We start from the raw sequence: 21,472 nt of genomic DNA on the forward strand, positions 1-21,472 counted from the left end.
ACAGCAATTGTTCACTCATAAAAAAACCCGGCTTGAAATTTCAAACCGGGTTTTATTTTGAGTAGCAGTTTTTACTTTGCTACGTACAGTACATTTTTTACCGCTTTTACCACACGTTCTGCATTTGGTAAGGCCTCTTTAATTAAAGTAGGTGCATAAGGAAGTGGCGTATCCGCAGAAACAACTCTGGTTACCGGGGCGTCCAGATAATCGAAAGCATCCTGCTGAACTTTGTAGGTAATTTCAGTTGCGATGGAACCAAGTGGCCAAGCCTCTTCAACAATTACCAAACGATTTGTCTTTTTAACTGAATTAATGATTGTTGCATAATCGATCGGGCGAACCGTACGAAGGTCGATCACTTCAGCATTGATTCCCTCTTTTGTTAGCTCTTCAACAGCTGGGTTAACTACTCGTGAAAGCATTTTACCAAACGTTACGATGGTAACATCAGTTCCTTCTTTCACCACGTTCGCTTTGCCAATCTCGATGTAGTATTCCTCGTCAGGTACTAGTCCTTTATCGCCGTACATCACTTCTGATTCCATGAAAATCACAGGATCAGGGTCCAGGATAGACGATTTTAGTAATCCTTTTGCCTCGTAAGGAGTTGACGGTACAACAACTTTCAAACCAGGACAGTTAGCGTACCAGTTCTCGAAGTTTTGAGAGTGTTGTGCACCTAGCTGACCAGCATTTCCAGTCGGGCCGCGGAAAACAATCGGAACAGAGAAATGGCCGCCACTCATCGAGCGGATTTTCGCAGCACCATTAATTACCTGATCAATCGCTACCAATGAAAAGTTGAAAGTCATGAATTCAACAATTGGTCTTAAACCGTTCATTGCAGCGCCGGTAGCAATGCCAGCGAAACCTAGTTCAGCAATCGGAGTATCAATAACACGTTTAGCTCCAAATTCGTCAAGCATTCCCTGGGTTACTTTGTACGCACCGTTGTATTCGGCAACCTCTTCACCCATTATGAAGATCTTATCGTCTTTACGCATTTCTTCGGTCATTGCTTCACGAAGCGCTTCTCTGAACTGTATTTCTCTCATTTTATGTTAAATCAATATTTTGGAACGCAAATATAAGGCAGTAATGTTTGAAATCCAACCAGTAAAAAGCCCGTATTGCAACTAATTTAAGGTCTAGTATGCGGAAAATTTGAAAATGCGCTGCTTCTCATCGATGGAAGGTACCTAAATAGCGAGTTTAACCTGATTGTATCAAAATTATTAGAAACGTACGCCTCCCATCCGCGCCAACTTACCTCGCACACATCTCCCTATAGGGGCAGTATCCGCAGTTCTCCACCTTTCCTGTATGGCTAAATGGAATATCAGGATTGAATAACTCCTCCAACAGGGTTTTGAGGTGTTCCTGAAAGCCGCCTTTCATCTCTTCCAAATGCTCAGCTTGCAGCATCGTTTTTCCTGCTCTTCCACCATTAAAAAATAAGGTGCCCTGATCCTTCATCTTCCGAATGATGTATAGGTTAGGCTCTACCCGCTGGGTCTTCTTCACCTGTTCATAAATGTATGTGTAGAACAAGGTCTGCACCATTGCTTTATTCTGGCGGTTTCCATCACGCTCGAACAAATCATCCAGATAGCTGAACTTCACCTCGTCGCTTCCGGTTTTGTAGTCAACGATTCTGATTACGCCATCTTTTTCATCGACCCGGTCAATGATCCCGTAAAGGAGAACCTCCTGTTTATTGCCATTGATATCAATGGGGAAACGGTATCTGTAGTCCTTTTTATTCTCCAGCTCCACAATTCGAAAAGGAGCAACAGTTTCATCGTGCGTTAGGATCACATCCACATACTCCTCTACAATCCGTAGGATAATCTGCTGCATGCTGTTTGGTTGCCGTAGCACGCCTTTGTTTTTGAACAAGACCATCGACAATGCCTGTTTGCATAGTTGCGGAACGGCGGTCCTCTTTTCTTTTATTCTTTCGGCAGTAATAACTGGGTTTTGGGTGTGAAGTTCCTCGTAGAACCATTCCATCACCTGGTGCAGAACCGATCCTACCTGGTTTGCTTCCAGGTTCTCCGTAACTTCTTCCGGTTCCTTGATTTTTGCCACATATCTGAAGAAGAACTGTAAAGAGCAATTTAAATAGGTGGTCAGCGCTGTCGCCGATATCTTTTCGTCATCCCAGGTCCCTTTCGATTGAAGGAACTTTTGCAGTGCCGACCAGACCTTGCCTTTTTTCTCTATGACAATTTCCCTGATTGATTCAATCTGTACCGGCTGATGCTGGTAGTTGTATTCAAATCGGAAGTTACTTTCGAATTCTAACTGTCTCAAAAATCTGCTGGGCTCGCCGTTATTACTCTCATCGATCAAACTATTGTAGACCATACTTACTTCTTCCGATCGTTGTAGCAGCCGGTAGAAAAGGTAAGCAGCGATTGCATCCTGGTTTTCTAGTACCGGTAGGCCGTAAGTTCTTCTGATACTGTCCGGGATGAAGGTGGGAGATAAGCTAAGTTTGGGCAGCACCCCCTCGTTTACTCCTAGCATGATCACGTTTTCAAAGTCCAGACACCGACTTTCCAAGAGTCCCATTACCTGAATACCTCGTAGTGGCTCTCCCTCCAGGGGTACAGAAAGGCCCTGCAAAGTTTTTCTGATGAGTGAGAGGACAAATGTCAGCGGCAGCGACTGCTGGTAACTAGCCAGGCCGTCGTAGAGTAAATTGAGGTTTTTGCAAACTGCCATGATGAGGTTTGCCTCCAGTTGCTGTAGCTGCCCCTGTTTTTGGCGCTGCTCCAGAACAGCAGTAAGCAAAATGTACAAGGCGTCGATGGTTTGTAGACCCTCGTGCTTGACAGTAAAAAAATTGGGCGCAAGGGTGGAAGAAAAATGCAGTTCGGTGAGCGGAATCTCCACCCATTGGTTATCCAGCATCCGCTTCAGCAGCAGGTCACGCTCCCTCTCCTGAACTCCGGTAAGCGGATGAGAAATAAAAGCCTGCACATCCCGATAGTAAATGCTGTCCTTTTTCTCTTTGTGCACCTGTTCCTGAATGCTTAACCACAGATCGATCAAGCCAAAAACAGTCGACTGGGCAAAAGGAAATCCCATGGTCACGTTCAGCTTTCCGGCTTCTTCCGGGACACTTTGCAGTAAGGGAAGAAGGAGTGTTTCATCTGCTATGATGATAGCTGTTTTTTCAGGATTATCACTTGCTAAACGAAGAGCTTCCGGATTCAGAAACTCACGCGTAGCTTTTGCCTGAGCGGCATGCCCCTGGGTCTGTACTACTTTTATGCGCTTTTGTCGCTGGCTTAATATAGCGGGAGGATCTCCTAAAGCGTTTATCAGTCCCGTTACGTTTAAATTTCGACGAATAAACAGGCCAGCTTCCTGCAGCTTGTCGTCTATGTAATAGGCATCAGTATCGAAATAAAACAGAGCCCTGTCTTCGTCCTGCCACTGTTTGAATAGTTTCGCTTCTGCCCTGTTTAGCGCATTAAATCCTACAAAAACCAGTTTTTTATATTGATTTGCGAATGCTCCGTTTTCCGGGACGTCAGCCAATTGCCGATAGAGCTGGGCCGTTGTACATTTCCCTTGTCGGTTTAATTCTTCGTGAAAGGCGTTGTACAAGCGTGGCATGCGCTTCCACAAGTCGATAAACTTTTGCTGATAACCTTCCTGTTTTTGTTTCGAGAATGACGCCCAGAACTGCTCCAAAAACTGGTATTGTTCTTCGTTAAAGTGAGGAAACTGCTGCTGAATTACGGCAATGTCTTCCAGCTCGCAGAATAAGTCCTCAGCGCTTACCAGATCGTAGTCGATTTGCGAGAAGTCGTTCAGGATAATTTCCGCCATCGGGTAGAACTTATCCGGCGTTATGACTTCCCGTCCTTCTAACCGCAGCAGGCGATTAAATTCCTGATGGAGAACAAAGAACTGAGTGATGGGATCGGCGACCGTTAGCGACGATGATTTTGCAAAAAACTCTCCTACAGTAAAAAAAGCGGGACTCCAGGAAGATTTACCGGCTAGTTCACCGAGATGTTTTTTGAGGAAAAGCACCGGGCGTTTATTATTAAATACGATTGCCACATCTTTCAGCTCGTCGCCGAAGCGGGCAAGTAGATCAGCTGCGACTTCCTGTAGGAATGATACCATTTCTTAAACTGCTTTCAACTCTTTTAAATATCCGTAGTACAGATATGCTTTAATATTTTTATAGCCCATTTCGGCTAGCAAGCCTTTGTACGCATCCACCTGATCGTAGTGCTGAGGCTTGGGCTCACCTGTGAATTTGAAGTCGATGATTACTACTTCGTCTTTTCCAATTAGCACCTTGTCCGGCCGGTAGCTTTCGCCCCTGCCGTTGATGATGGTTTGCTCACTTAAACTCTCGTATGGTTTTTCCAGCAGGGCTTTCAAATCAGGCTGGAGGAGAACACTTTCAGCAAGGTCCAGAATCTCTTTTTCTTCTGATTGACGGAATAAACCTTCGGCCTGCATTTTTTTCAGCACATCCGGAAGCTCTTCAGTAATCCTCACCCGGGACAGAAGATCATGGAGAATGATCCCTCGTCTTTGCGACGTGTTTCCGCTAAGCAGGTCCAATTGTTCGAACACCTTTTTGTCTGTCAAAGCATCTTCCAGCCTGTTTGACAAAGGGTAGGAACTGAACGACCACTTTTTTTCGATAAAGCGATCATCGTTCTCCGCTTTAGTGCCGGCAGATCTGATTTCTTTCACAACTGGCTCGTCGATCAGCAGCTCCACTTCATCAAACTCCACGTTCAACTCGGAGGCATAGGTTTGTAAGGGGCGAAAAATCAAATCTCCGGCTAAGGAAAACTGGTCGTCCTTTCCGGAAACCTGTGCAGGTGCAGAAATAAACAAGTGGTTCCTTGTACGTGTGGTAGCAACGTACAGCATGTTCAGCGCATCCATGTAGTTGAACAGCAGCTCTTCAAAATATGCTTTCGCGAAAGCCGATTGTCCCAGGCTTTTTTTATAATGCACCGGAACGCTGTTGAGCATCGAGTAGGGTGTATGGAGCGCATCTACCCAGAAGATACTGTTGGACATCCCGTCCAGGTTCCAGCAACAGAACGGGATCATCACCACATCAAAGGCAAGGCCTTTAGATTTATGGATGGTCATGACCTGGACAGCGTCACTTTGCTCTGATGAAGGCAATGCTTTTCTGGTGCCTTCCTCTTCCCACCAGTTTAAAAAGGAGCTGATGCCTCTTTCGCCCTGTTTGGTGAAGCTGCTCACCATATCGCGGAAAGCGATGAGGTAGGGCAGGTGAAGTTTTATCGTATCTAGTTGGTAAGCACCGATTAATTGCTCGATCAATTCGAAAAGCGGCAGTTGCTGCCAGCTCTGCCAATTTTTACAAAGCGCTTCGGGTAGATAGCCCGCAAGCTTTTCTGGCTCGGTACTGTTTAGCTTCAACCAGGTATCACCGTTCAGTTTAGTTTTAAGCTCCTTGTTGTAAAGGTGAATGCAGGTGGATTTGTACAGCGAGTTTTGGTCCCGCTTGGCCACCATCGCGTAAAGCGTATTAATTATTAAACGAACCGCCGAGTTGTTTGCAATAAGCAGTGCCTCGCCCGAAAGCACTTCGTAGGGCTTCCAGGGAGTGTTTACTCCCATTGCCAGATGTTGCTGTTCCCGCTGTTGCTGATCTTTCATCAAGGTTTCAATCACCGAACGTGCTTCGCCATTGCTTCTTACCAGGATACAAATTTGGCCGGCTTTATACCTGCCTGAGCTTATCCATTCGTTCAGTTGTTCAGCAAGTTTTTGAAGAGCAGCATCTTTACTCTCAGAACCTCGGGTGCGATTATCGGTAACCGGGATGAAGCTTACCTGCACACTGCCGCCAGCAGGGGTAGAAGGTGCTTTTTGCTGGTAGCTTTGCTCGTAGGCGCTGCAAATAATGTTATCCAAACCCTCGGTTCTCCACCAATTTTCAAACAGTTCTGCTCCCCCGTCTTCAATAACCTTTGCATTGATGTGATTTTGGAGGAAGGTTGGAGCATGCTTGAAAAGGAAATTATTAAACTCGATGATGTTGGCAGCGCTGCGGTAGTTCTCCTTCAGGCTGTCGTCCAGCACGCGCTGGTCGCCGATGTTTTTCTTTGCATGACTGTGAAGAATGCGCCAATCGCCGTTACGCCAGCGGTAGATGGATTGCTTTACATCTCCTACAATAAGGTGATCAATCAGTTTTCCATCTGCTTCCGCGACAGCGTTCCTTAGCAGTGGAAGGAAATTAAGCCATTGAAACGAGGAGGTGTCCTGGAATTCATCAAACAGGAAGTGCCGGTAGCGATTGCCCATTTTCTCCCAAATAAAAGAAGGGTTGTCAATCTGCTCCGCTGTAATCCCACGAAGGAGATTTTGTGCGTCGCTTATCATGAGGGCCCCGTTCTCTTGGCGGTATTCCTTCATTAAACCGGCCATCTCCTGCATCAACCTCAAATAATAGAGGTTGGCATTCAACGCTTTTGCCATTTGGTACTGGGGCAGCTCTTTCCCGTAAAAATCGACCAGGTCGCGAAGAACAGGATTAAGCTGTGCGTATAAGGCTGAGATGTTGCCGTCCATACCACCTTTTTGCCACTCTTCCGGCTCATCGATCATCTTCTGCAGTCCCGTGATTTTTGCATAGTCACCATCGGCGATCTTGGTAAGATTGTTTAAGGGAGATCTAGATTTTCCTTTAAGCATTTCGATCAGTACCCCCGACTCTCTGAAAATGTGAACAGCTTCTCTCGCCAGTTCCATTATCGCGCTTTCAAAATAGCTGATCAGTTCTTTAGTAAGCTGCTGAAGGTCTTTAAAAAGCGTATCCGGATCGTGCGACTTTAATGCTTCTTCAAAGGGATGGTAACGTTCTTTGAAAATCTCGTCGGCCAGGTTTATCAGTGTTTCCCGGTAGTTCCAGCTTTTGTTGTCCCGCACCCGCTCTAAAGCGAGGTTAATGATCCACTGTAGCAGCTCCGGCTTTTTCTCGAGTTGGTCATTCAGTTTTGCCGCCAGTTCCCGCTTTACTTTGTCGGTATTCATTTCGAGCTTGTAGCCCGCATCGAGGCCGAGCTCGAAAGAAAAGCTGCGGATTACCTTCTGCACAAAGCCGTCGATTGTATTTACGGCAAAGCGACTATAATCATGTAAAATCCTCCTGTAAATGGCATGCGCTTTTTCTTGTATCGATCCCTCATTTAAATCCGGATGAGATTGAAGGATGATATCCCGGAAGGTTTTTACGGACTGCTCCCCGAGCGCCAGACCTTTTAACACCTCCAAAATCCGACTTTTCATCTCCTCCGTTGCCTTATTGGTGAAGGTAACAGCAAGGATTTCACGGTATTTTGTTTCAGAAGAAAAAAGTAAGGTAAGATAATGTGCGGTAAGGCTAAACGTCTTACCCGAACCTGCGGAGGCTTGAAGTATTTTAAGAGGCTTGTGTTGCATGAGGGGAAGAAAAAACTCAACGGTTACTTGAACGGGTTTATTATAGTAAGCCTTCCTTCGATATTCAGATTGTGCTGCATATCTTCTGAGTACAAGATAGCGCATCCCGATTGTAAGGCAGAAGCAACGATTAATGAATCGAATATCTGGAATTGAAACTTGGCAACCAGAAGGATAGCTTCATGAAAAGTTTGAGCATCAACGGGAAAAACGTTGCAGTCCTCAAGTAAGTCCGCCCAGAGGTTAAGCGTCTCGTCTTTGCTAAATCCTAGTTTCTTCCGACAAATGTTTCCTACTTCAGCGAGCACCTGCGAATTGATCACAGGAACAAGTGCCATCAATTCTATAGCTCTTTCCCGCTTCTCGTTATTAGAGTCAAACAGATAGAGTATTACGTTAGAGTCGAGAAAAAAGCTATTCGAAGTCATTCGCTTCATCTCTGTTAAAAGTAAAACCAGAAAGGTCTTGTCTTTTGTATTTGGAATAAGCTTCTCGAAGCTTATCCACCTTTTTATCTTCCACCTCGTGATACCCCGTCTCCTTCTCGATTACCATAATGAGCCGCACCTGCTCCCCTACGAACTCATCAGGAAGATCGATAGTAATCGACTTCGTCTTTGGAATAATTGTTTTAGTATACATAACGTAGCTCTTAAAACAAATTTACTAATAAAACACTCGTTTCAAGCCATGCCTATTCTATCCCCAGCCCCGGCAATTCCTTCAACTGCCACTTTCCATTCTCAAAGTCAGGCATTTTAAAAGGATTATTGGCCGTCAAAAACGGCCCGTCCAAGTCTGCCCAATCACATAAGGGAGCAAGCGCAGCACCGGCAAGAGTGGCCACACTTGTTTCGCTCATACATCCGACCAAGACCTTCATGTCTAATTCCCGTGCCCGTTGGATCATTTGGTACGCTTCGTGCATGCCCGCGCTTTTCATGAGCTTGATGTTAATTCCGTGATACGCTCCTTTTATTCGATCAAGATCTTCCAGTCGCTGGCAAGCTTCGTCCGCCAGGATAGGAATCGGACTTCTTTCTGTTATCCAGGCATTTCTATCCAGGTCTGTCTTCGGCATGGGTTGTTCCAAAATTTCGACCCCATTTTCTTTCAGCCAATGAAGGGTATCTATTGCTTTTTCACGGTCGGTCCAACCCTGGTTTGCATCCGCGTAAAGCGGCTTGTTTGTTACCAGTCTGATCGTTTCTACCAGTAGCCTGTCGTCATCCGAGCCCAATTTCACTTTCAGTACGTTAGCCAGCTCAGCTTCCCTTACTTTTTTTATAATCACCTCGGGAGTATCAATACCTATGGTGATAGAAGTGACAGGCATTTGGTTTGGGTTTGAACCAAACATTGAATAACATGGCTGCTGCAACAACTTCCCCTGCAAATCATGCAGCGCTATATCTATAGCCGCTTTTATTGCTGGGTTACCGGGAGCAATCGTATCGAGATGGACGCCAAGCTCTTGAAAATTAAAAGGGATACGCAGCCAGCTGAGGTCTACTTTTCGCAAAAAGGCCTCGGCTGTTTCAACGCTTTCTCCCAGGTATGGCACCATTGAAGCTTCTCCCAATCCCACTTTACCCTCATGTTCGATTTCCAGAAGAATAATTGGAGTGAATGTTCTTGAGAAGCCGGATATCCGGAAAGGAAATTTTAAGTTAAGCTTAAAGGGCCGGGCAGAAATCTTCATAAAAATCAAATATAGAGCACAATTTAAAGTATCGGATGTATAAGATATAAAACCAGTGCCTATGAAATCGTTTATGTTGATGAAGATCAGCTTTTTACTTTCTGCCGTTTTCATATTATCAGCATGCGGGCTGCGGAACAGAACCCCTGAGCCAGTTGTTCCGATTGCGATCACCATTTCTGCCGATGATCCGGATCTCACTACTGTTAATTTTGATATCTATGCATTCAGGGTAATCGATCGCCTTGAAGAGTTTAGCGCCATTAATCTTGATCTTACAGACGAGCTTGATACTGCACGTGTCCTTCTTAACATCGACATCGAGAATTTTAATATGTTTCCTCCTGACCAGCGCATCTCAAGAAGAGTATTCAGACGAAATGTGCAGGTTGGAACGGATGCTAACGGCCGACCCGTTTATCAAACTGTAACCGCTTCCGCGGATATTGTGTCGTCACGTATTCGCACTTCTGCACTTTTCAGGACCAACCTGCGTATCAAGGGTAGCCCGGGGAAGAACTTTCAGAGAACTTTCAACAGTAATTTGAACCTGGATAATGTATATGTAACGAATATTCAGGGAGATTCGAGAGCCGTAGATCCCGGCCTCTATTCGCTCACCGCCCCGGCTTTTGAACCTCAGGTGCAGGACATCCTTCTGGCCTTGTCAAACCGTGAAATGCTCGACCGGCTGAACCGTGAAATACGATCTTATTATGATAAATAAGAAAAACGCGCTTTGTAAATTTGCCCGCGATGAGCAAAGCACTTTTTCGTCCTTTTGAGAGATATAATTTCAGTGAGCAGGTTTGTTACCTGACAGGTGAACCGGCAGAGATCCAGACAACGGTTTTTCCCGAGTGGGTCTTGAAGCAGTTTCAGTTGGAGGATAAACCTTTTAAGATGCTCGATGAAAGGATTGCCACCTATCGGGATATAAAAATTCCGGTTTCACAGAGGGCGCTTGATGCTATTAACCTGCTAGACCAGGAAATAGAATCGGTGTTTAACGGCGGCTACGAGACGGTCAAGGAGTTCGATCAGACCCGTCTTTTCCTGTGGATCGCCAAGCAAGTCTACGGTATCATTCACTGGGAAGTGCGTGCTGGAATCCGCCAGCAACGAGCCATTGGAGAAGATTTTAACTTTTCGCAATCTATCGCGCATAAATTCAGTAATCTCCATCTGATGCTGCAATCGCTGGTAGTCCCTGTTGAGTTTGAAGGAATTTTGCCCTGGAGCATCAAAATATTTCCGGTCTCCAATCCTCCGGAAACCTTTAGTTATCGCGATGAAATCAACACGCTGGTTTTTTCACTCAGGATGAAAGATTTCGGAATCATTGCTTGCTTGCAGGACAATGGTGAGAGTTTGATCTATCACAGGGATGTGCTGAATAAAGTTTCTGAAAATCCGCTTCATCCCATACAGTTTGAAGAGCTTTGTGGGCGCTTTTTTTATTCGGCATACCTGTTCAACCGCTTGCCCGAGTATACAGTGATCTCTACAGACGAAGCTGTATACATAGATGCAATGCCGCTTCGAATCAGCAGCAGACCCGTGTACGACATCTGGCAGGCAAAAACCTACGGACAGGTGCTGGAGAACTTCTGGAAACCCTGGGGCTATTCCTTATTTGAGATCATCAAAAATCCGGAACAGCCCATGAGTTTTTTATTGAATGAGGAAGGGGAGTTTATTGACGGACAGACGATTGAGTTGCCGATTTAGTAAGAGTTAGCTTATTGTCTTCTTTTTCTTCTACTTCATCTGTTAGTGTTTTAAGGAAGCTGATGATGGCTTTTTGCTCTTCCTTGGACAAGTTCAATTTGTCTGTTGGTAGGGTCTGGTTTTCGAGATGGATACCTAGTCCGGCACCGCCGCCTTGTTCATAAAATTCCATCACTTCCTCTAAGGTTGCAAACGCCCCATTGTGCATGTAAGGAGCAGTGAGGGCAATATTGCGAAGTGTTGGAGTTTTGAAGGAAAATTTCAGCTCCTCGATTTTGTTATGTGCGTATCTTCCAAGGTCAGGGTCAATAACACCTGTTTTTGGTTTAACCGGCACGCCTAAAACTTCAGCTTCTGTGTTGGTAAAAGCCGGAGGAGCTGTGCCATTGAATACGGGTGAAAAGTGGCAGGTTCCGCATTTTGCCTTTCCCATGAAGAGGTTAAAACCTTTAATTTCCACCTGATTCATCTTCGATTCACCACCCCTCATGTACTGATCGAAGCGGCTGTTGAAAGGGCTAAGCGAGCGGACATAGGTGGACACTGCGATCATCACATGTCTGGGTTTGATTTCGTGGTTGATAGTTGGAAAAGCAGCTTTGAACTGCTTTAGGTACGCTGGTTGATTATTTAGTCTTTTCGCCGCGTCTTCTACCGAGCCGTGCATCTCATCTTTGTTAGCCAGCACATCCAGCGCCTGATTTTCTAAAGAGGGCGACCTCATATCGTAGAACTGCGCTTGCTGAAGTCCGGCATAGTATAGAGAAGGTGCATTGCGTTTTACAAACTTTCCCGCGTCAAGAGCGGCACTTCTTGGAAGTCCATCTGTAAAAGCAAGTTTAGGATTGTGGCAACTTTGGCAGCTGCGTGTGGCTCCTGATAAAACAGGGTCGGAAAAAAGTTTTTTACCTAATGCGACCTTTTGCGTTGTAAATTCTGCTTCTGCATTGTCTGCGAAAAAATTGGGGTTGAGAAGGTCTTTATCAAAAAGGGTTTCGGCCTTTGCGTAAATGGCGAGCTCTGTTTCGGGGAAGAGCTTGTTCTCTTGCTGCCATTGAGAAATAGCTTTGGTTAAAGGATTGATGTATCGACGGATAAATTCTGCGCGGTTGAACTCCTCGAAGTCCTCGTGCTTGTTAATATAGGCTATCGCTGCCTCCGAAAGCTCTTCCATTTCTCGGCCTGATCCTAAAATGGAAAGCACATTCTGAACCGACTTTATAGAAACCGCTGCTTCTGTGATGCTTGTGCTCGAAAGAGGAGTATCAAAGCCTGAAATACCTAAGCTAATTATCCTGAAAAGTTCGAGTTTGCAGGCGTCAGCGGCATTAGCTTCACTAAATTCAATGGCTTCCATGAACTTTTTGGCGTGCTTTATTCTGGAATTTAAAACCTTCACTTCCCTGATGAGCTCCGCTCTATTTTCTTCCTCAAACGGAAACAAGTGCTCTTCAATCACCTGCAGTCCCGAAGGCTCGAAAGTCTTTGTCTCTTCCACCTCTATCTCTGGCAAGGGAGGTCCATTTATGGCCTTACTGGTAGTTGGGGCGTAGTATTCTAATGCCCACTCGACCTTTTTATAATCCAGCCGAACCTTTTTAAATGCTTTTTGTAGTTCAGGTTCTGAGCCTTTTTTTGCAAGCTCTAACAAATTTTCCTCTGTATTTGCATGGAAGCTGTCTATCTGCTCAAGGACCTGCGACTTGATTTTTTGCGTTGCCGGTTGTTTCTCAGAGCAATAGAACAAAGTGGTTAAAAAGACAGATAGAAGAAGTAGCGTTTTCTTTTTCATGCTAAAAATGGAAAAGCCCTTCGCAACATGCGAAAGGCTGATCTTTATGGAGATGAAGAATTAACGTTGAATTCCTGTAATGATTACTGTTTGACCACCTTCTGTATTGGTGGTAATTCCACTACCGTCGGCGTTAGCAAATTTGGATTCTTGCCATGTATGCGGGTGAATATTCACCATAAAGGTGTTGGGTTTTCCAACGATATCTGAAATATCTAACATTGCTCCGTATTCCCAAGAACTTAAGCGACTACTGTTTGAAGGATTATACTTCGAGTTAAACTGGACGTCATTCCTTCTGTGGTTCATTTCCAACATTGGCTTCAAATCTTTAGTGGCGATATTGTACTGCCAGATTCTTCCGTCATGTTTGTTTTCAGCGTAGAAAGAGTCGCCATCCTCCTGAATATAAACGTAGTTCTGAGTTACGCAAATGTTGTCAGGGTTAACGATATGATTACCGGGATTTACGCCGCCATCCATTAAAGGAGTAAGTTTACCTTTAAGAGGGTCATTTGCATTCAGCTCCAGTTTGTAAATACGGCCCCACATGGTTTTGCCATCTACTGGAGTGATTTTATCTGCCTGAGAAATACCGGTAGCAGTGAAATAAATAACGCGACCAGCTTCAGCGCTGCCTTTGCCATAGTCCAGATCTTCTACACGAGCAAATTGAATAGCACCTTTTGCAACAGTTTGGGCAGCAAGCTGGGTTCCGGTGCTGGCTGTAACATCACTGTACTCTGCAAATTCGACATCGTAAGTAGTTCCAACGTTCATATCCATTTCTACTGAGTTCCGGTTAGGGCGTCTTAGCATGAAAAGTTTACCATTAGAAAGATCTCCAACAGTATTTGATAAATACAGATTCACCTGACCGTTCGAATCATCCTCACCAATAAGGATGGCTGTTTTGCCAGGGAATGCAGTTTTAGGCAGTGGAACAGCATTTTCTGCGCTACATTTACCCAAGGCAGTTAATGTATGATCTTTTTTCTTGTCGTCCACAGATCCAAATGGATTAAGCTGATGGATCATTGATTCGGAACCTGATTCACCCGCTGTCAGGAATAGGGGGCCAAACCCATGTTCCTCCGGCGTCGCCATAGTAGCAGAACACAAGCGCATACCGCCTCCTGCTGCATCCAGAATGTATTCACCCTTTACTGGCTTTAGGTTTTTGTCCAGATGTACCCTTGAAACAGAGAAAAGAATCTCGTGATTATTAATCATAATATAGCCATCTCCATTAGGATCTTTCATGAATCCAGCACCGTCAGGCTGAGCACCAAATCTAAAATTGGGGGAACCTTCTAGTTGATCATCACTACTGATCAGCGGATAAATTTCTAGGCCCTCAAAGCCAGAAAGGGATTTTACAAGAGATGGAGTTACAGAGTGTGATTGCAGGTTAAGAGCTTGTTGGTTGGTTTCTTTTCCGTCTTTATTACATCCCACCAAGGTGGCGGCACTAATTGCAGAAAAAGCAATGGCGGTAGATAATTTACTTTGTACAAATAGTTTCATTGTCCTTTTAGTTTGCTGGCAAAGCTATCGGACTAATGTAACTGGGGAATTAGCGACGTTTTAAATTTAAGTGAAGAGCTTCCCCTGGGTGTTAAGATTGAATTAACAGGTTAGAAAACAGTGGAGAGTTGACTAATAAAATGATTTATAATACCAGGGTAGAAAATGATAGTAATGACTACTCCTGCAATGGCACCATAGAAGTGGGCATCGTGGTTGATGTTGCTGGATTGCTTAGACGCATAGGCGCTGTATAAGAGATATAAAACTCCAAACACCACAGCGTTAATCGGAATAGGAATGAACATCAGGTAAAAAGATGCATCTGGATTGAACAAAATATAACTGAATACTACTGCCGACACTGCCCCTGAGGCCCCTAAACTGTTATACCAAAAGTGATCTTTGTGTTTAAGAATGGTGCTAAGATCGCTTAAAGCCAGACTTACAATATATAAAACAGCAAATTGTAAGGAACCCAGATAGGTCTCTAAAGCAAATGCAAAGAAGTAGTAGGAGAGCATGTTGAAAAACAGGTGGCCCCAATCTTTATGGATTAAGCCACTGGTGAAAATGGAGTAAACGCGCTCTCCGCGACTAACACTGTAAGGATGTAACATAAACTTGCCATACACCTGTGGATTTGAAAAGGCGTACAGACTCGTTATAATAGTTAATATAAAAATGATGCTGGCTACGGGAGTGTTGCTGATAAATTGTTCCATTAAAATTTCCTCTCCACTTTCGTAAAGTACAATTATTACACCAAAGAAAGCAAGATTTTTACTACTGGACGAAAACTATTGATATCCTTGTGTTAAATTTTGCCGCAGGCCAAAGCAGCAGCAGAAACTCAATGTACTGCCCGCTGTTATAAATGCGAAAGATTTAATGCCTGCGGAGGCGGCTTGGAAAAAGTAAAGTTGCCTCCGATTAACAAAAGTACTATCAAATGGAAAGTTTAAAGAATTACAAATATACCTGCGTCGAACGGTTTTTAAGGTATGTAACTATTGACACTCAGTCTGATCCCTATTCACCAAGCAGTCCTTCTACCGAAAAGCAGAAAAATTTGGGCAGGTTGCTGGTTGAGGAACTGCAGCAAATGGGTGTTCAGGATGCAGAACTGGATGAATTCGGGTATGTATATGCTACCATTCCGGCTACTTCCAACAAAAATGTTCCTGTAATCTGCTTTTGCTCTCACATGGACACATCCCCTGACAGTAGCGGGGAGAACGTTAAGCCCACAATCCATAGAAATTTTAATGGGGAGGATATTGTCCTTCCGGACGATTCGAACCAGGTGCTAAGACAATCTGAACATCCGGATCTACAACACCAGCATGGCAATGATATTATCACCGCTAGTGGCACGACGCTATTGGGCGCCGACAATAAAGCCGGGCTTGCAGAGATTATGGATGCTGCACACTTTTTTATCTCACATCCCGAAATTAAACGTGGCAAAATTCGCATTCTTTTTACCCCCGACGAGGAAATTGGTCGCGGTGTGGATAAGGTAAATATGGAAAAGCTGGGAGCCGATTTTGGGTACACGGTTGACGGAGAAACTGCAGGTTCCATTGAAAATGAGACTTTCTCGGCTGATTATGCCTTAATTACTGTCAAGGGCGTAAGCGCACATCCCGGTTTTGCAAAGGGTAAAATGGAAAGCGCCATCAAGATCGCCTCTGAGATCGTCGCTGCGATGCCTAAAGACCGACTAGCTCCCGAGAGCACCTCAGGAAAAGACGGCTTTATTCATCCCGTATCGATAAAAGGGTCGGTGGAAGAAGCTAGCATAGAGTTTATTCTCCGCGATTTTGAGGAGGCTGAACTTCAAAATCATGAGCGGATATTGAAAGCGATAGCTGATGAAATCATGGAGGGCTATCCTAACTCTTCCTATCAGTTGGAGATTAAGGAGCAATATCGCAACATGAAGCAGGTGCTGTCCAACCATCCCCAAACTATTCAGTATGCGGAAGAGGCTATTCGCAGAGCGGGACTGGAACCGAAGCTGCAAAGCATCAGAGGGGGAACAGACGGTTCGAGACTTTCCTTTATGGGATTACCATGCCCTAATATTTTTGCCGGCGAGCACGCGTTCCATGGCAAACAGGAATGGGTTTCGGTTCAGGATATGGAGAAAGCTGTTCAGACCATAGTCCATCTGGCTACTATTTGGGAGGAGAAAGCCGGGTAAAGCGGATAACAGCAATTACACTAGATGTAATCTTACTTTACTATAGGTATATACCGAAAAATATCCTGCCGGAATAATTAAGTTTAGGCAGGGAGATAGTGTATTCAAAGTGCTATTGCTTTAAAGTCGCTGTTCTGCCGCTGTTCGTCGAAAATTCTATCCTTTTTAGCTCAAATAAATTTAGGAGTGGATTTCAACGATATTTTTGTAGAATGGCCATTAAACCACAGCAACTTAAATATATAACACCGGTTATCCATATTCTCTTTTGGATGCTGTTGTTTTTCCTTCCTTATATTCTCCGGCTTACCAGCACAGGCGTTCGGATGTCGGATAACATGCAGTTTCGACTGCTGTTAAATAATCTAGTTTTGATTGGTTTTTTCTACATCAACGCTTATTTCCTATACCCAAAAGTCTATGCAAACAAGCGTCTCGTGATCTACGCGATTACCCTGATTGCCTCAGTATTTTTGCTGATGAAAACGACCAGTTTTGTAGAGCGTGAATTTTTGCCTTTAAAGAGAAGCTCTGTTCCTGATAAGCAAACGGAAAAGGTAGTAGAGGCAAAGCCGAAGGTTCAGGAGGCGAAAAAGCGTAACTGGGATGGTAAAAAGGGGCCTTTTTTCTATTTCTCTCTGTTCCCATACATTTTCATCATTGGTATCAGTATTAGTTACAGGATTGTCAGGGATTCATCGAGGCAGGAAAAAATCCGCAAAGAAAAAGAAAACGAAACGCTGAAGTCAGAGTTGACATTCCTTCGTTCGCAGGTGAGCCCGCATTTTATGTTTAATGTTCTGAATACTTTGGTGTCTATGGCACGAAAGAAATCAGACCTGATGGAGCCCTCACTTATCAAGTTGTCGAACATGATGCGATATATGCTTTATGAGAGTAATGATGAGCGTATTACTGTCGAGCAGGAAGTTCAATATTTGAGAAGCTATATCGACTTGCAGTTGTTACGATTTGGAGATGATCTCGATATCCGGCAGAACATCCAGCAGGATCTGGACGATTATCAGATTGAGCCGATGCTATTGATTGCATTTGTTGAAAACGCTTTTAAGCATGGGGTTGGTATGGTGGAGCAACCATTCATCAGGATAGCTCTGGCTGTCGACCGAAGCAAGCATCTTCTGCAGTTCAGGGTGGAGAATTCTGTGTCTCCAGTCGAAAGTGCGAAGGATAAGAGTTCCGGGATTGGTTTGACGAATATGCGACGACGCCTGGAGTTGCTTTATAAAGACCGCTACACGCTGGAAACATCGGAGAATCAAGGGACCTTTGTCGCACAATTAAATATTTATTTAAAATGATCAAGTGCCTGATAATTGATGATGAGCGGTTTGCCATTGAACTTATGGAAGATAACGTCAGCCAGGTGCCTTTTCTGGAACTGGTTGCCAGCTGCCGCAATGCAATGGACGCAATGAAGGTACTTAGTCAGCAGCCTGTTGATCTCATTTTTTTGGATGTTCAGATGCCCGGCCTTACGGGTTTGCAGTTCCTGAAAACGTTGACCAGTCCGCCTATGGTGATCCTCGTGACTGCTTACGAGAAGTATGCCCTGGATGGTTTTAACCTGGACGTGCTGGATTACCTGGTAAAACCTTTTCCCTTTGAACGCTTTCTGAAGGCTGTTAATAAAGCGCTGGAGTTGTATAATCTGAAAAATCAACAAAGCACCGGTCAGCTTGCCGGAAATGACTGCTTGTTTGTGAATGCGGATTACTCGTTAGTCAAGATTAACATCCCCGATATTTTATATGTAGAGGGATTAAAGGATTACATCAAAATCTACCTTGCAGATGCAGAAAAGCCCGTGATTACGCGGCTTAGTATGCGTTTTATGGAAGAAAAGCTACCAGCAGATCGTTTTATGCGGGTGCACAAATCTTACATTATTTCACTCAATCGACTGGTGGCCTTTAAGAAAAACAGGGTAATGATCAGTTCTACTGAAATTCCTGTTAGTGATAACTATAAAGAGTCGCTTTTAGCCTACATGGGACAGCATAACTGAAATCGATAGAATCCGAGCGTTTGTCTCTTTAATCGCCGGAGAAGTATCATTCAATTTTTTCGCCTTTAACTTGGATGTAAACTTGCTCTTGAAATAACATCTAAACATAATTCACACGCTGAAGAAACAAAACAACGACAATGAAAAAAATTTTGCTTCTGTTAATAACTGTCATTTGTACATTAACAGCATCGGCCCAAATTGGTAGAGAAGTAACGGGTGTGCTACGCGACTCAACCGGGCAGAGTGTAATTGGCGCTACCATACGCCTCACTTCCCCCAGTGATACCCTCTCTGTAAGTAGCAACGTAAACGGAGCTTTTACCTTCCGGAATGTTAAATCCTCTCAGTTTCTTCTTAGTATTTCCTCTTTGGGATATCAGAATCTGAACAAGCGATTCTTGTTCAAAGAAGGAACTACTCCTCTTCAACTGGAGCCAATTGTACTAAAGACAGCAAGCAATGTGCTGAATGAAGTTCAGGTATCCGCAACCAGAGGAATCACCATAAAAGAAGACACAGTAGAATATCGCGCAGCTGATTTTCCGGTAAGAGAAAACTCAGTAGCAGAAGATATCATTAAAAAGCTACCTGGAGTTGAGGTTGACCGGGAAGGAAACGTTACCACACAGGGTAAAAGCGTTACTCGTGTAAGGGTTAACGGTCGTGACTATTTTGAAGGAGATTTGAAGACAGCTACTCAAAATCTTCCTGCGGAGATTATAGATAAGATTCAAATCATAGACGATTATGGCGACCAGGCTGCTATTACTGGTATCCGCGAAGGTGAGGCGGACAAGATCATTAACATCCAGTTGAGAACTAATAAGGGGATGGTAATCAATGGTACTGGCGGGCTAGGGAGTCAGGAAAGGTATCAGCTGACCGGAAACGGACAGTTTATGAATGATGATCAACAGTTGGCAATCATTTTAAATTTGAATAATAATAATGCTTCACCATTTAGTTTTGGAGGAGGTGGCGGAAGAGGCTTTGGTGGCGGCGGCGGCCGAAGCGGCAACTTCGGCGGTAGCTTCAGCGGCGGTGGCTTTGGTGGCGGTGGTGGTTTCGGAAATAACAGCGGCGGTATTACAAATACAACAGGCGGAGGCCTTAACTTCCGGGATGACTGGGGTAAAAAGGTAAAGGTTTTTGGTAGCTACCGATTTATGTCTCGTAACACCGATTTAATTTCAAACAGCGTAAGAACAGATTTTATCAGGGATACAACGCGGACCAACACAAATGTGAGTCTCCTCACGGATATTTTTGAAGACAGGGATACCAGAACAAACAATCATAATTTAAACTTCAACCTGGAGTATCAGATAGATTCACTGAATTATTTGAGGGTGTCCCCTTTTGTTAGCATTTCAGGTAATAACACTGATAATATTTCCAACCAATTGCAACAGCGTGAGGGTGTCAATATACAGAACAGGGAGCTATTTAACATGTCCGAATCTAGCAGCCCCTTTTTAGGTGGAAATATCATCTTTAATCATCGCTTTAGAAAACCTGGTAAAAATCTATCTATCGCCGGCACTATTGGTAGATCCAATAACACGTCTTACCAGGAGGCGAGGGATGATTTTGAGTTTTTTATTGAAGATGAGACCCGAGACTCGGTTTACCTCCGCCGGATAGACGTCAACAATCGCAGCATTAACACCAATGCTAATGTGACATACAGCGAGCCCCTGGGTAAATTCTCCAGACTTGATTTTGGGTATAATTTCTCGAAGGCTAATTATGATAATAGTCGTTTAACAGATGTTTTCAACAATCAGGGGGTTTTTGTTACCGATCCGGCATTGAGTAATGTATTCAATTACTCATTTACTACCAATCGCTTTAGCTTGAATTATCGTTTTGACAAACAACGGCTGTACAATTTTAACCTCGGATTGACGGCTCAACCTACCTTGCTGGATGGCTTTTCGGAAACAAACCAGGTAAGTGTGAATAGAAAAGGCTTCAATTTGTTCCCTACAGCCCGTTTCTCTTATAATTTTGCCCGTACTCGCTCTCTAAATATTAACTACGCGGGTCGGAGCACTGAGCCGAGTTTTAGTCAGATTCAGCCGGTTCGTGATATCTCGGATATACAACGTCCAGTGGTAGGAAATCCTAAGCTAAATGCAGCATTCACCCAATCACTAAACATATCTTACAATACTACCGACCCTAGAACCGGCTTATTTTTCAACGCAGGGCTAAACGGAAATGTGATTGATGATCGTATTACCAGGAATGTGGTATTCCACGACCAGATAATTGCGGAAGGTGACACGATTTTCAACGTTCAGGAAACGAACTACCTGAATGCCGACGGCTACTATTCTACCAATGCTAATTATTCTTTTGGGAAGTCTTTTGCGGAACGTAAATATCGGATTTCGTTAAACGGTTCATTGAATTTTAGCAATGACGTCACTTACAATAATAATCAAAGGAATATAGGAAGGAACTGGTCGATCAGACAAGGTATTCGTGGACAGATTAACCCGAATCAGAATCTGGAGATTTACCCGGCCATTAGTTACAGACGGACTTGGTTAAATTATACTTTACCTGTAAGCAACGATACCAAAGCGGAAACCTGGGACTTCGATCTGAACGGAAGGGTGTTTTTCTTCAAGACATTTATTTTGGGCTTAGATGCTAGTTACAATATTAATCGCGGCTATAGTTCGATCAACACTAGTCCTTTCATTTTGAATACCTATCTCGAGAAGCAATTCTTCAACAAGAGAGGTACTTTGAGGATGCAGGCCTTCGACGTAATGAAGGAAGCAGTGGCGGTAAACAGATCACAGGGAGAAAATTCTTTCACAGATAGTCAGAATAACCGCTTAACCCGGTATTATATGCTAACGTTCAGCTATCGGTTCCAGAAGTATCCCGGGGGAATACAACCGAATTTCCAAAGAAACAGGGATATGATGAGAGGAACCCCTGGAGAACCGCGCGATTAACTTTTATACTAAGCACGAATGGAAAAGGCCT

General features: G+C 44.1%; 15 protein-coding genes. 6 read left to right on the plus strand and 9 right to left on the minus strand.

The annotated features are described in order from the left end of the window. Nucleotides 1–71: 71 nt before the first annotated feature. The 6 genes from J4N23_RS14725 to J4N23_RS14750 form a co-directional block, all read right to left on the minus strand. On the minus strand, nt 72–1,058 hold the full coding sequence (locus J4N23_RS14725) for a pyruvate dehydrogenase complex E1 component subunit beta (RefSeq protein WP_207428399.1): 987 nt from the start codon (nt 1,056–1,058) through the stop codon (nt 72–74). A 211-nt stretch (nt 1,059–1,269) separates the two neighbouring features. Continuing rightward, on the minus strand, nt 1,270–4,152 hold the full coding sequence (locus J4N23_RS14730; RefSeq protein WP_207428400.1) for a PD-(D/E)XK nuclease family protein: 2,883 nt from the start codon (nt 4,150–4,152) through the stop codon (nt 1,270–1,272). A 3-nt stretch (nt 4,153–4,155) separates the two neighbouring features. After that, nucleotides 4,156–7,473: an exodeoxyribonuclease V subunit beta gene (locus tag J4N23_RS14735; RefSeq protein ID WP_207428401.1), complete on the minus strand. Its 3,318-nt coding sequence runs from the start codon at nt 7,471–7,473 to the stop codon at nt 4,156–4,158. A 23-nt stretch (nt 7,474–7,496) separates the two neighbouring features. Beyond that, entirely contained in the window at nt 7,497–7,901 is a 405-nt protein-coding gene (locus tag J4N23_RS14740) for a PIN domain-containing protein (protein WP_207428403.1), read from the minus strand. Next, complete coding sequence (locus J4N23_RS14745; protein WP_207428405.1) at nt 7,888–8,115, minus strand: hypothetical protein; 228 nt, start codon at nt 8,113–8,115, stop codon at nt 7,888–7,890. Before J4N23_RS14745 ends, J4N23_RS14740 begins: the two co-directional genes overlap by 14 nt. A gap of 52 nt (nt 8,116–8,167) precedes the next feature. Beyond that, a complete protein-coding gene (locus J4N23_RS14750) occupies nt 8,168–9,175 on the minus strand; it encodes a dipeptide epimerase (RefSeq protein WP_207428406.1) in 1,008 nt (335 codons plus the stop codon). A 61-nt stretch (nt 9,176–9,236) separates the two neighbouring features. Between J4N23_RS14750 and J4N23_RS14755 the strand changes: the two genes are divergently transcribed. Both J4N23_RS14755 and J4N23_RS14760 read left to right on the plus strand, forming a co-directional pair. Beyond that, nucleotides 9,237–9,902, plus strand: coding sequence for a hypothetical protein (locus J4N23_RS14755; protein WP_207428407.1), 666 nt, complete (start codon nt 9,237–9,239; stop codon nt 9,900–9,902). Between the two features lie 29 nt (nt 9,903–9,931). After that, entirely contained in the window at nt 9,932–10,906 is a 975-nt protein-coding gene (locus J4N23_RS14760; protein WP_207428408.1) for a hypothetical protein, read from the plus strand. On the opposite strand, the gene J4N23_RS14765 is transcribed toward J4N23_RS14760, so the two are convergent. The 3 genes from J4N23_RS14765 to J4N23_RS14775 all read right to left on the minus strand — a co-directional run bounded on the left by J4N23_RS14765 (nt 10,872) and on the right by J4N23_RS14775 (nt 14,950). Then, on the minus strand, nt 10,872–12,698 hold the full coding sequence (locus J4N23_RS14765) for a cytochrome-c peroxidase (protein ID WP_207428409.1): 1,827 nt from the start codon (nt 12,696–12,698) through the stop codon (nt 10,872–10,874). The two genes, J4N23_RS14760 and J4N23_RS14765, sit on opposite strands and share 35 nt — an antisense overlap. Nucleotides 12,699–12,758: 60 nt before the next feature. Continuing rightward, complete coding sequence (locus J4N23_RS14770; RefSeq protein WP_207428410.1) at nt 12,759–14,225, minus strand: hypothetical protein; 1,467 nt, start codon at nt 14,223–14,225, stop codon at nt 12,759–12,761. 110 nt (nt 14,226–14,335) lie between these two features. After that, nucleotides 14,336–14,950 (minus strand): rhomboid family intramembrane serine protease, encoded by a 615-nt coding sequence (locus J4N23_RS14775; protein WP_207428411.1) that lies wholly within the window; start codon nt 14,948–14,950, stop codon nt 14,336–14,338. Between the two features lie 227 nt (nt 14,951–15,177). On the opposite strand from J4N23_RS14775, the gene pepT reads away from it, so the two are divergent. From pepT to J4N23_RS14795, 4 genes are all read left to right on the plus strand, one after another. Then, on the plus strand, nt 15,178–16,434 hold the full coding sequence (gene pepT, locus J4N23_RS14780) for a peptidase T (RefSeq protein WP_207428413.1): 1,257 nt from the start codon (nt 15,178–15,180) through the stop codon (nt 16,432–16,434). Nucleotides 16,435–16,646: 212 nt separating this feature from the next. Then, on the plus strand, nt 16,647–17,756 hold the full coding sequence (locus J4N23_RS14785; RefSeq protein ID WP_207428415.1) for a sensor histidine kinase: 1,110 nt from the start codon (nt 16,647–16,649) through the stop codon (nt 17,754–17,756). After that, nucleotides 17,753–18,463, plus strand: coding sequence for a LytTR family DNA-binding domain-containing protein (locus J4N23_RS14790; protein WP_207428417.1), 711 nt, complete (start codon nt 17,753–17,755; stop codon nt 18,461–18,463). The genes J4N23_RS14785 and J4N23_RS14790 overlap by 4 nt, the downstream gene beginning before the upstream one ends. Nucleotides 18,464–18,603: 140 nt before the next feature. Continuing rightward, the gene (locus tag J4N23_RS14795; RefSeq protein ID WP_207428419.1) at nt 18,604–21,441 is read left to right on the plus strand and encodes an outer membrane beta-barrel family protein; all 2,838 of its coding nucleotides are present in this window, start codon (nt 18,604–18,606) and stop codon (nt 21,439–21,441) included. Nucleotides 21,442–21,472 lie beyond the last annotated feature (31 nt).

Source organism: Pedobacter sp. SYSU D00535, assembly GCF_017355855.1.
GTDB lineage: Bacteria > Bacteroidota > Bacteroidia > Sphingobacteriales > Sphingobacteriaceae > Desertivirga.

Bases quoted from the DNA above. Each gene is read 5' to 3' on its own strand.
- J4N23_RS14725 (WP_207428399.1), bottom strand. From the start codon at position 1,058: ATGAGAGAAATACAGTTCAGAGAAGCGCTTCGTGAAGCAATGACCGAA.
- J4N23_RS14730 (WP_207428400.1), bottom strand. From the start codon at position 4,152: ATGGTATCATTCCTACAGGAAGTCGCAGCTGATCTACTTGCCCGCTTC.
- J4N23_RS14735 (WP_207428401.1), bottom strand. From the start codon at position 7,473: ATGCAACACAAGCCTCTTAAAATACTTCAAGCCTCCGCAGGTTCGGGT.
- J4N23_RS14740 (WP_207428403.1), bottom strand. From the start codon at position 7,901: ATGACTTCGAATAGCTTTTTTCTCGACTCTAACGTAATACTCTATCTG.
- J4N23_RS14745 (WP_207428405.1), bottom strand. From the start codon at position 8,115: ATGTATACTAAAACAATTATTCCAAAGACGAAGTCGATTACTATCGAT.
- J4N23_RS14750 (WP_207428406.1), bottom strand. From the start codon at position 9,175: ATGAAGATTTCTGCCCGGCCCTTTAAGCTTAACTTAAAATTTCCTTTC.
- J4N23_RS14755 (WP_207428407.1), top strand. From the start codon at position 9,237: ATGAAATCGTTTATGTTGATGAAGATCAGCTTTTTACTTTCTGCCGTT.
- J4N23_RS14760 (WP_207428408.1), top strand. From the start codon at position 9,932: ATGAGCAAAGCACTTTTTCGTCCTTTTGAGAGATATAATTTCAGTGAG.
- J4N23_RS14765 (WP_207428409.1), bottom strand. From the start codon at position 12,698: ATGAAAAAGAAAACGCTACTTCTTCTATCTGTCTTTTTAACCACTTTG.
- J4N23_RS14770 (WP_207428410.1), bottom strand. From the start codon at position 14,225: ATGAAACTATTTGTACAAAGTAAATTATCTACCGCCATTGCTTTTTCT.
- J4N23_RS14775 (WP_207428411.1), bottom strand. From the start codon at position 14,950: ATGGAACAATTTATCAGCAACACTCCCGTAGCCAGCATCATTTTTATA.
- pepT (WP_207428413.1), top strand. From the start codon at position 15,178: ATGGAAAGTTTAAAGAATTACAAATATACCTGCGTCGAACGGTTTTTA.
- J4N23_RS14785 (WP_207428415.1), top strand. From the start codon at position 16,647: ATGGCCATTAAACCACAGCAACTTAAATATATAACACCGGTTATCCAT.
- J4N23_RS14790 (WP_207428417.1), top strand. From the start codon at position 17,753: ATGATCAAGTGCCTGATAATTGATGATGAGCGGTTTGCCATTGAACTT.
- J4N23_RS14795 (WP_207428419.1), top strand. From the start codon at position 18,604: ATGAAAAAAATTTTGCTTCTGTTAATAACTGTCATTTGTACATTAACA.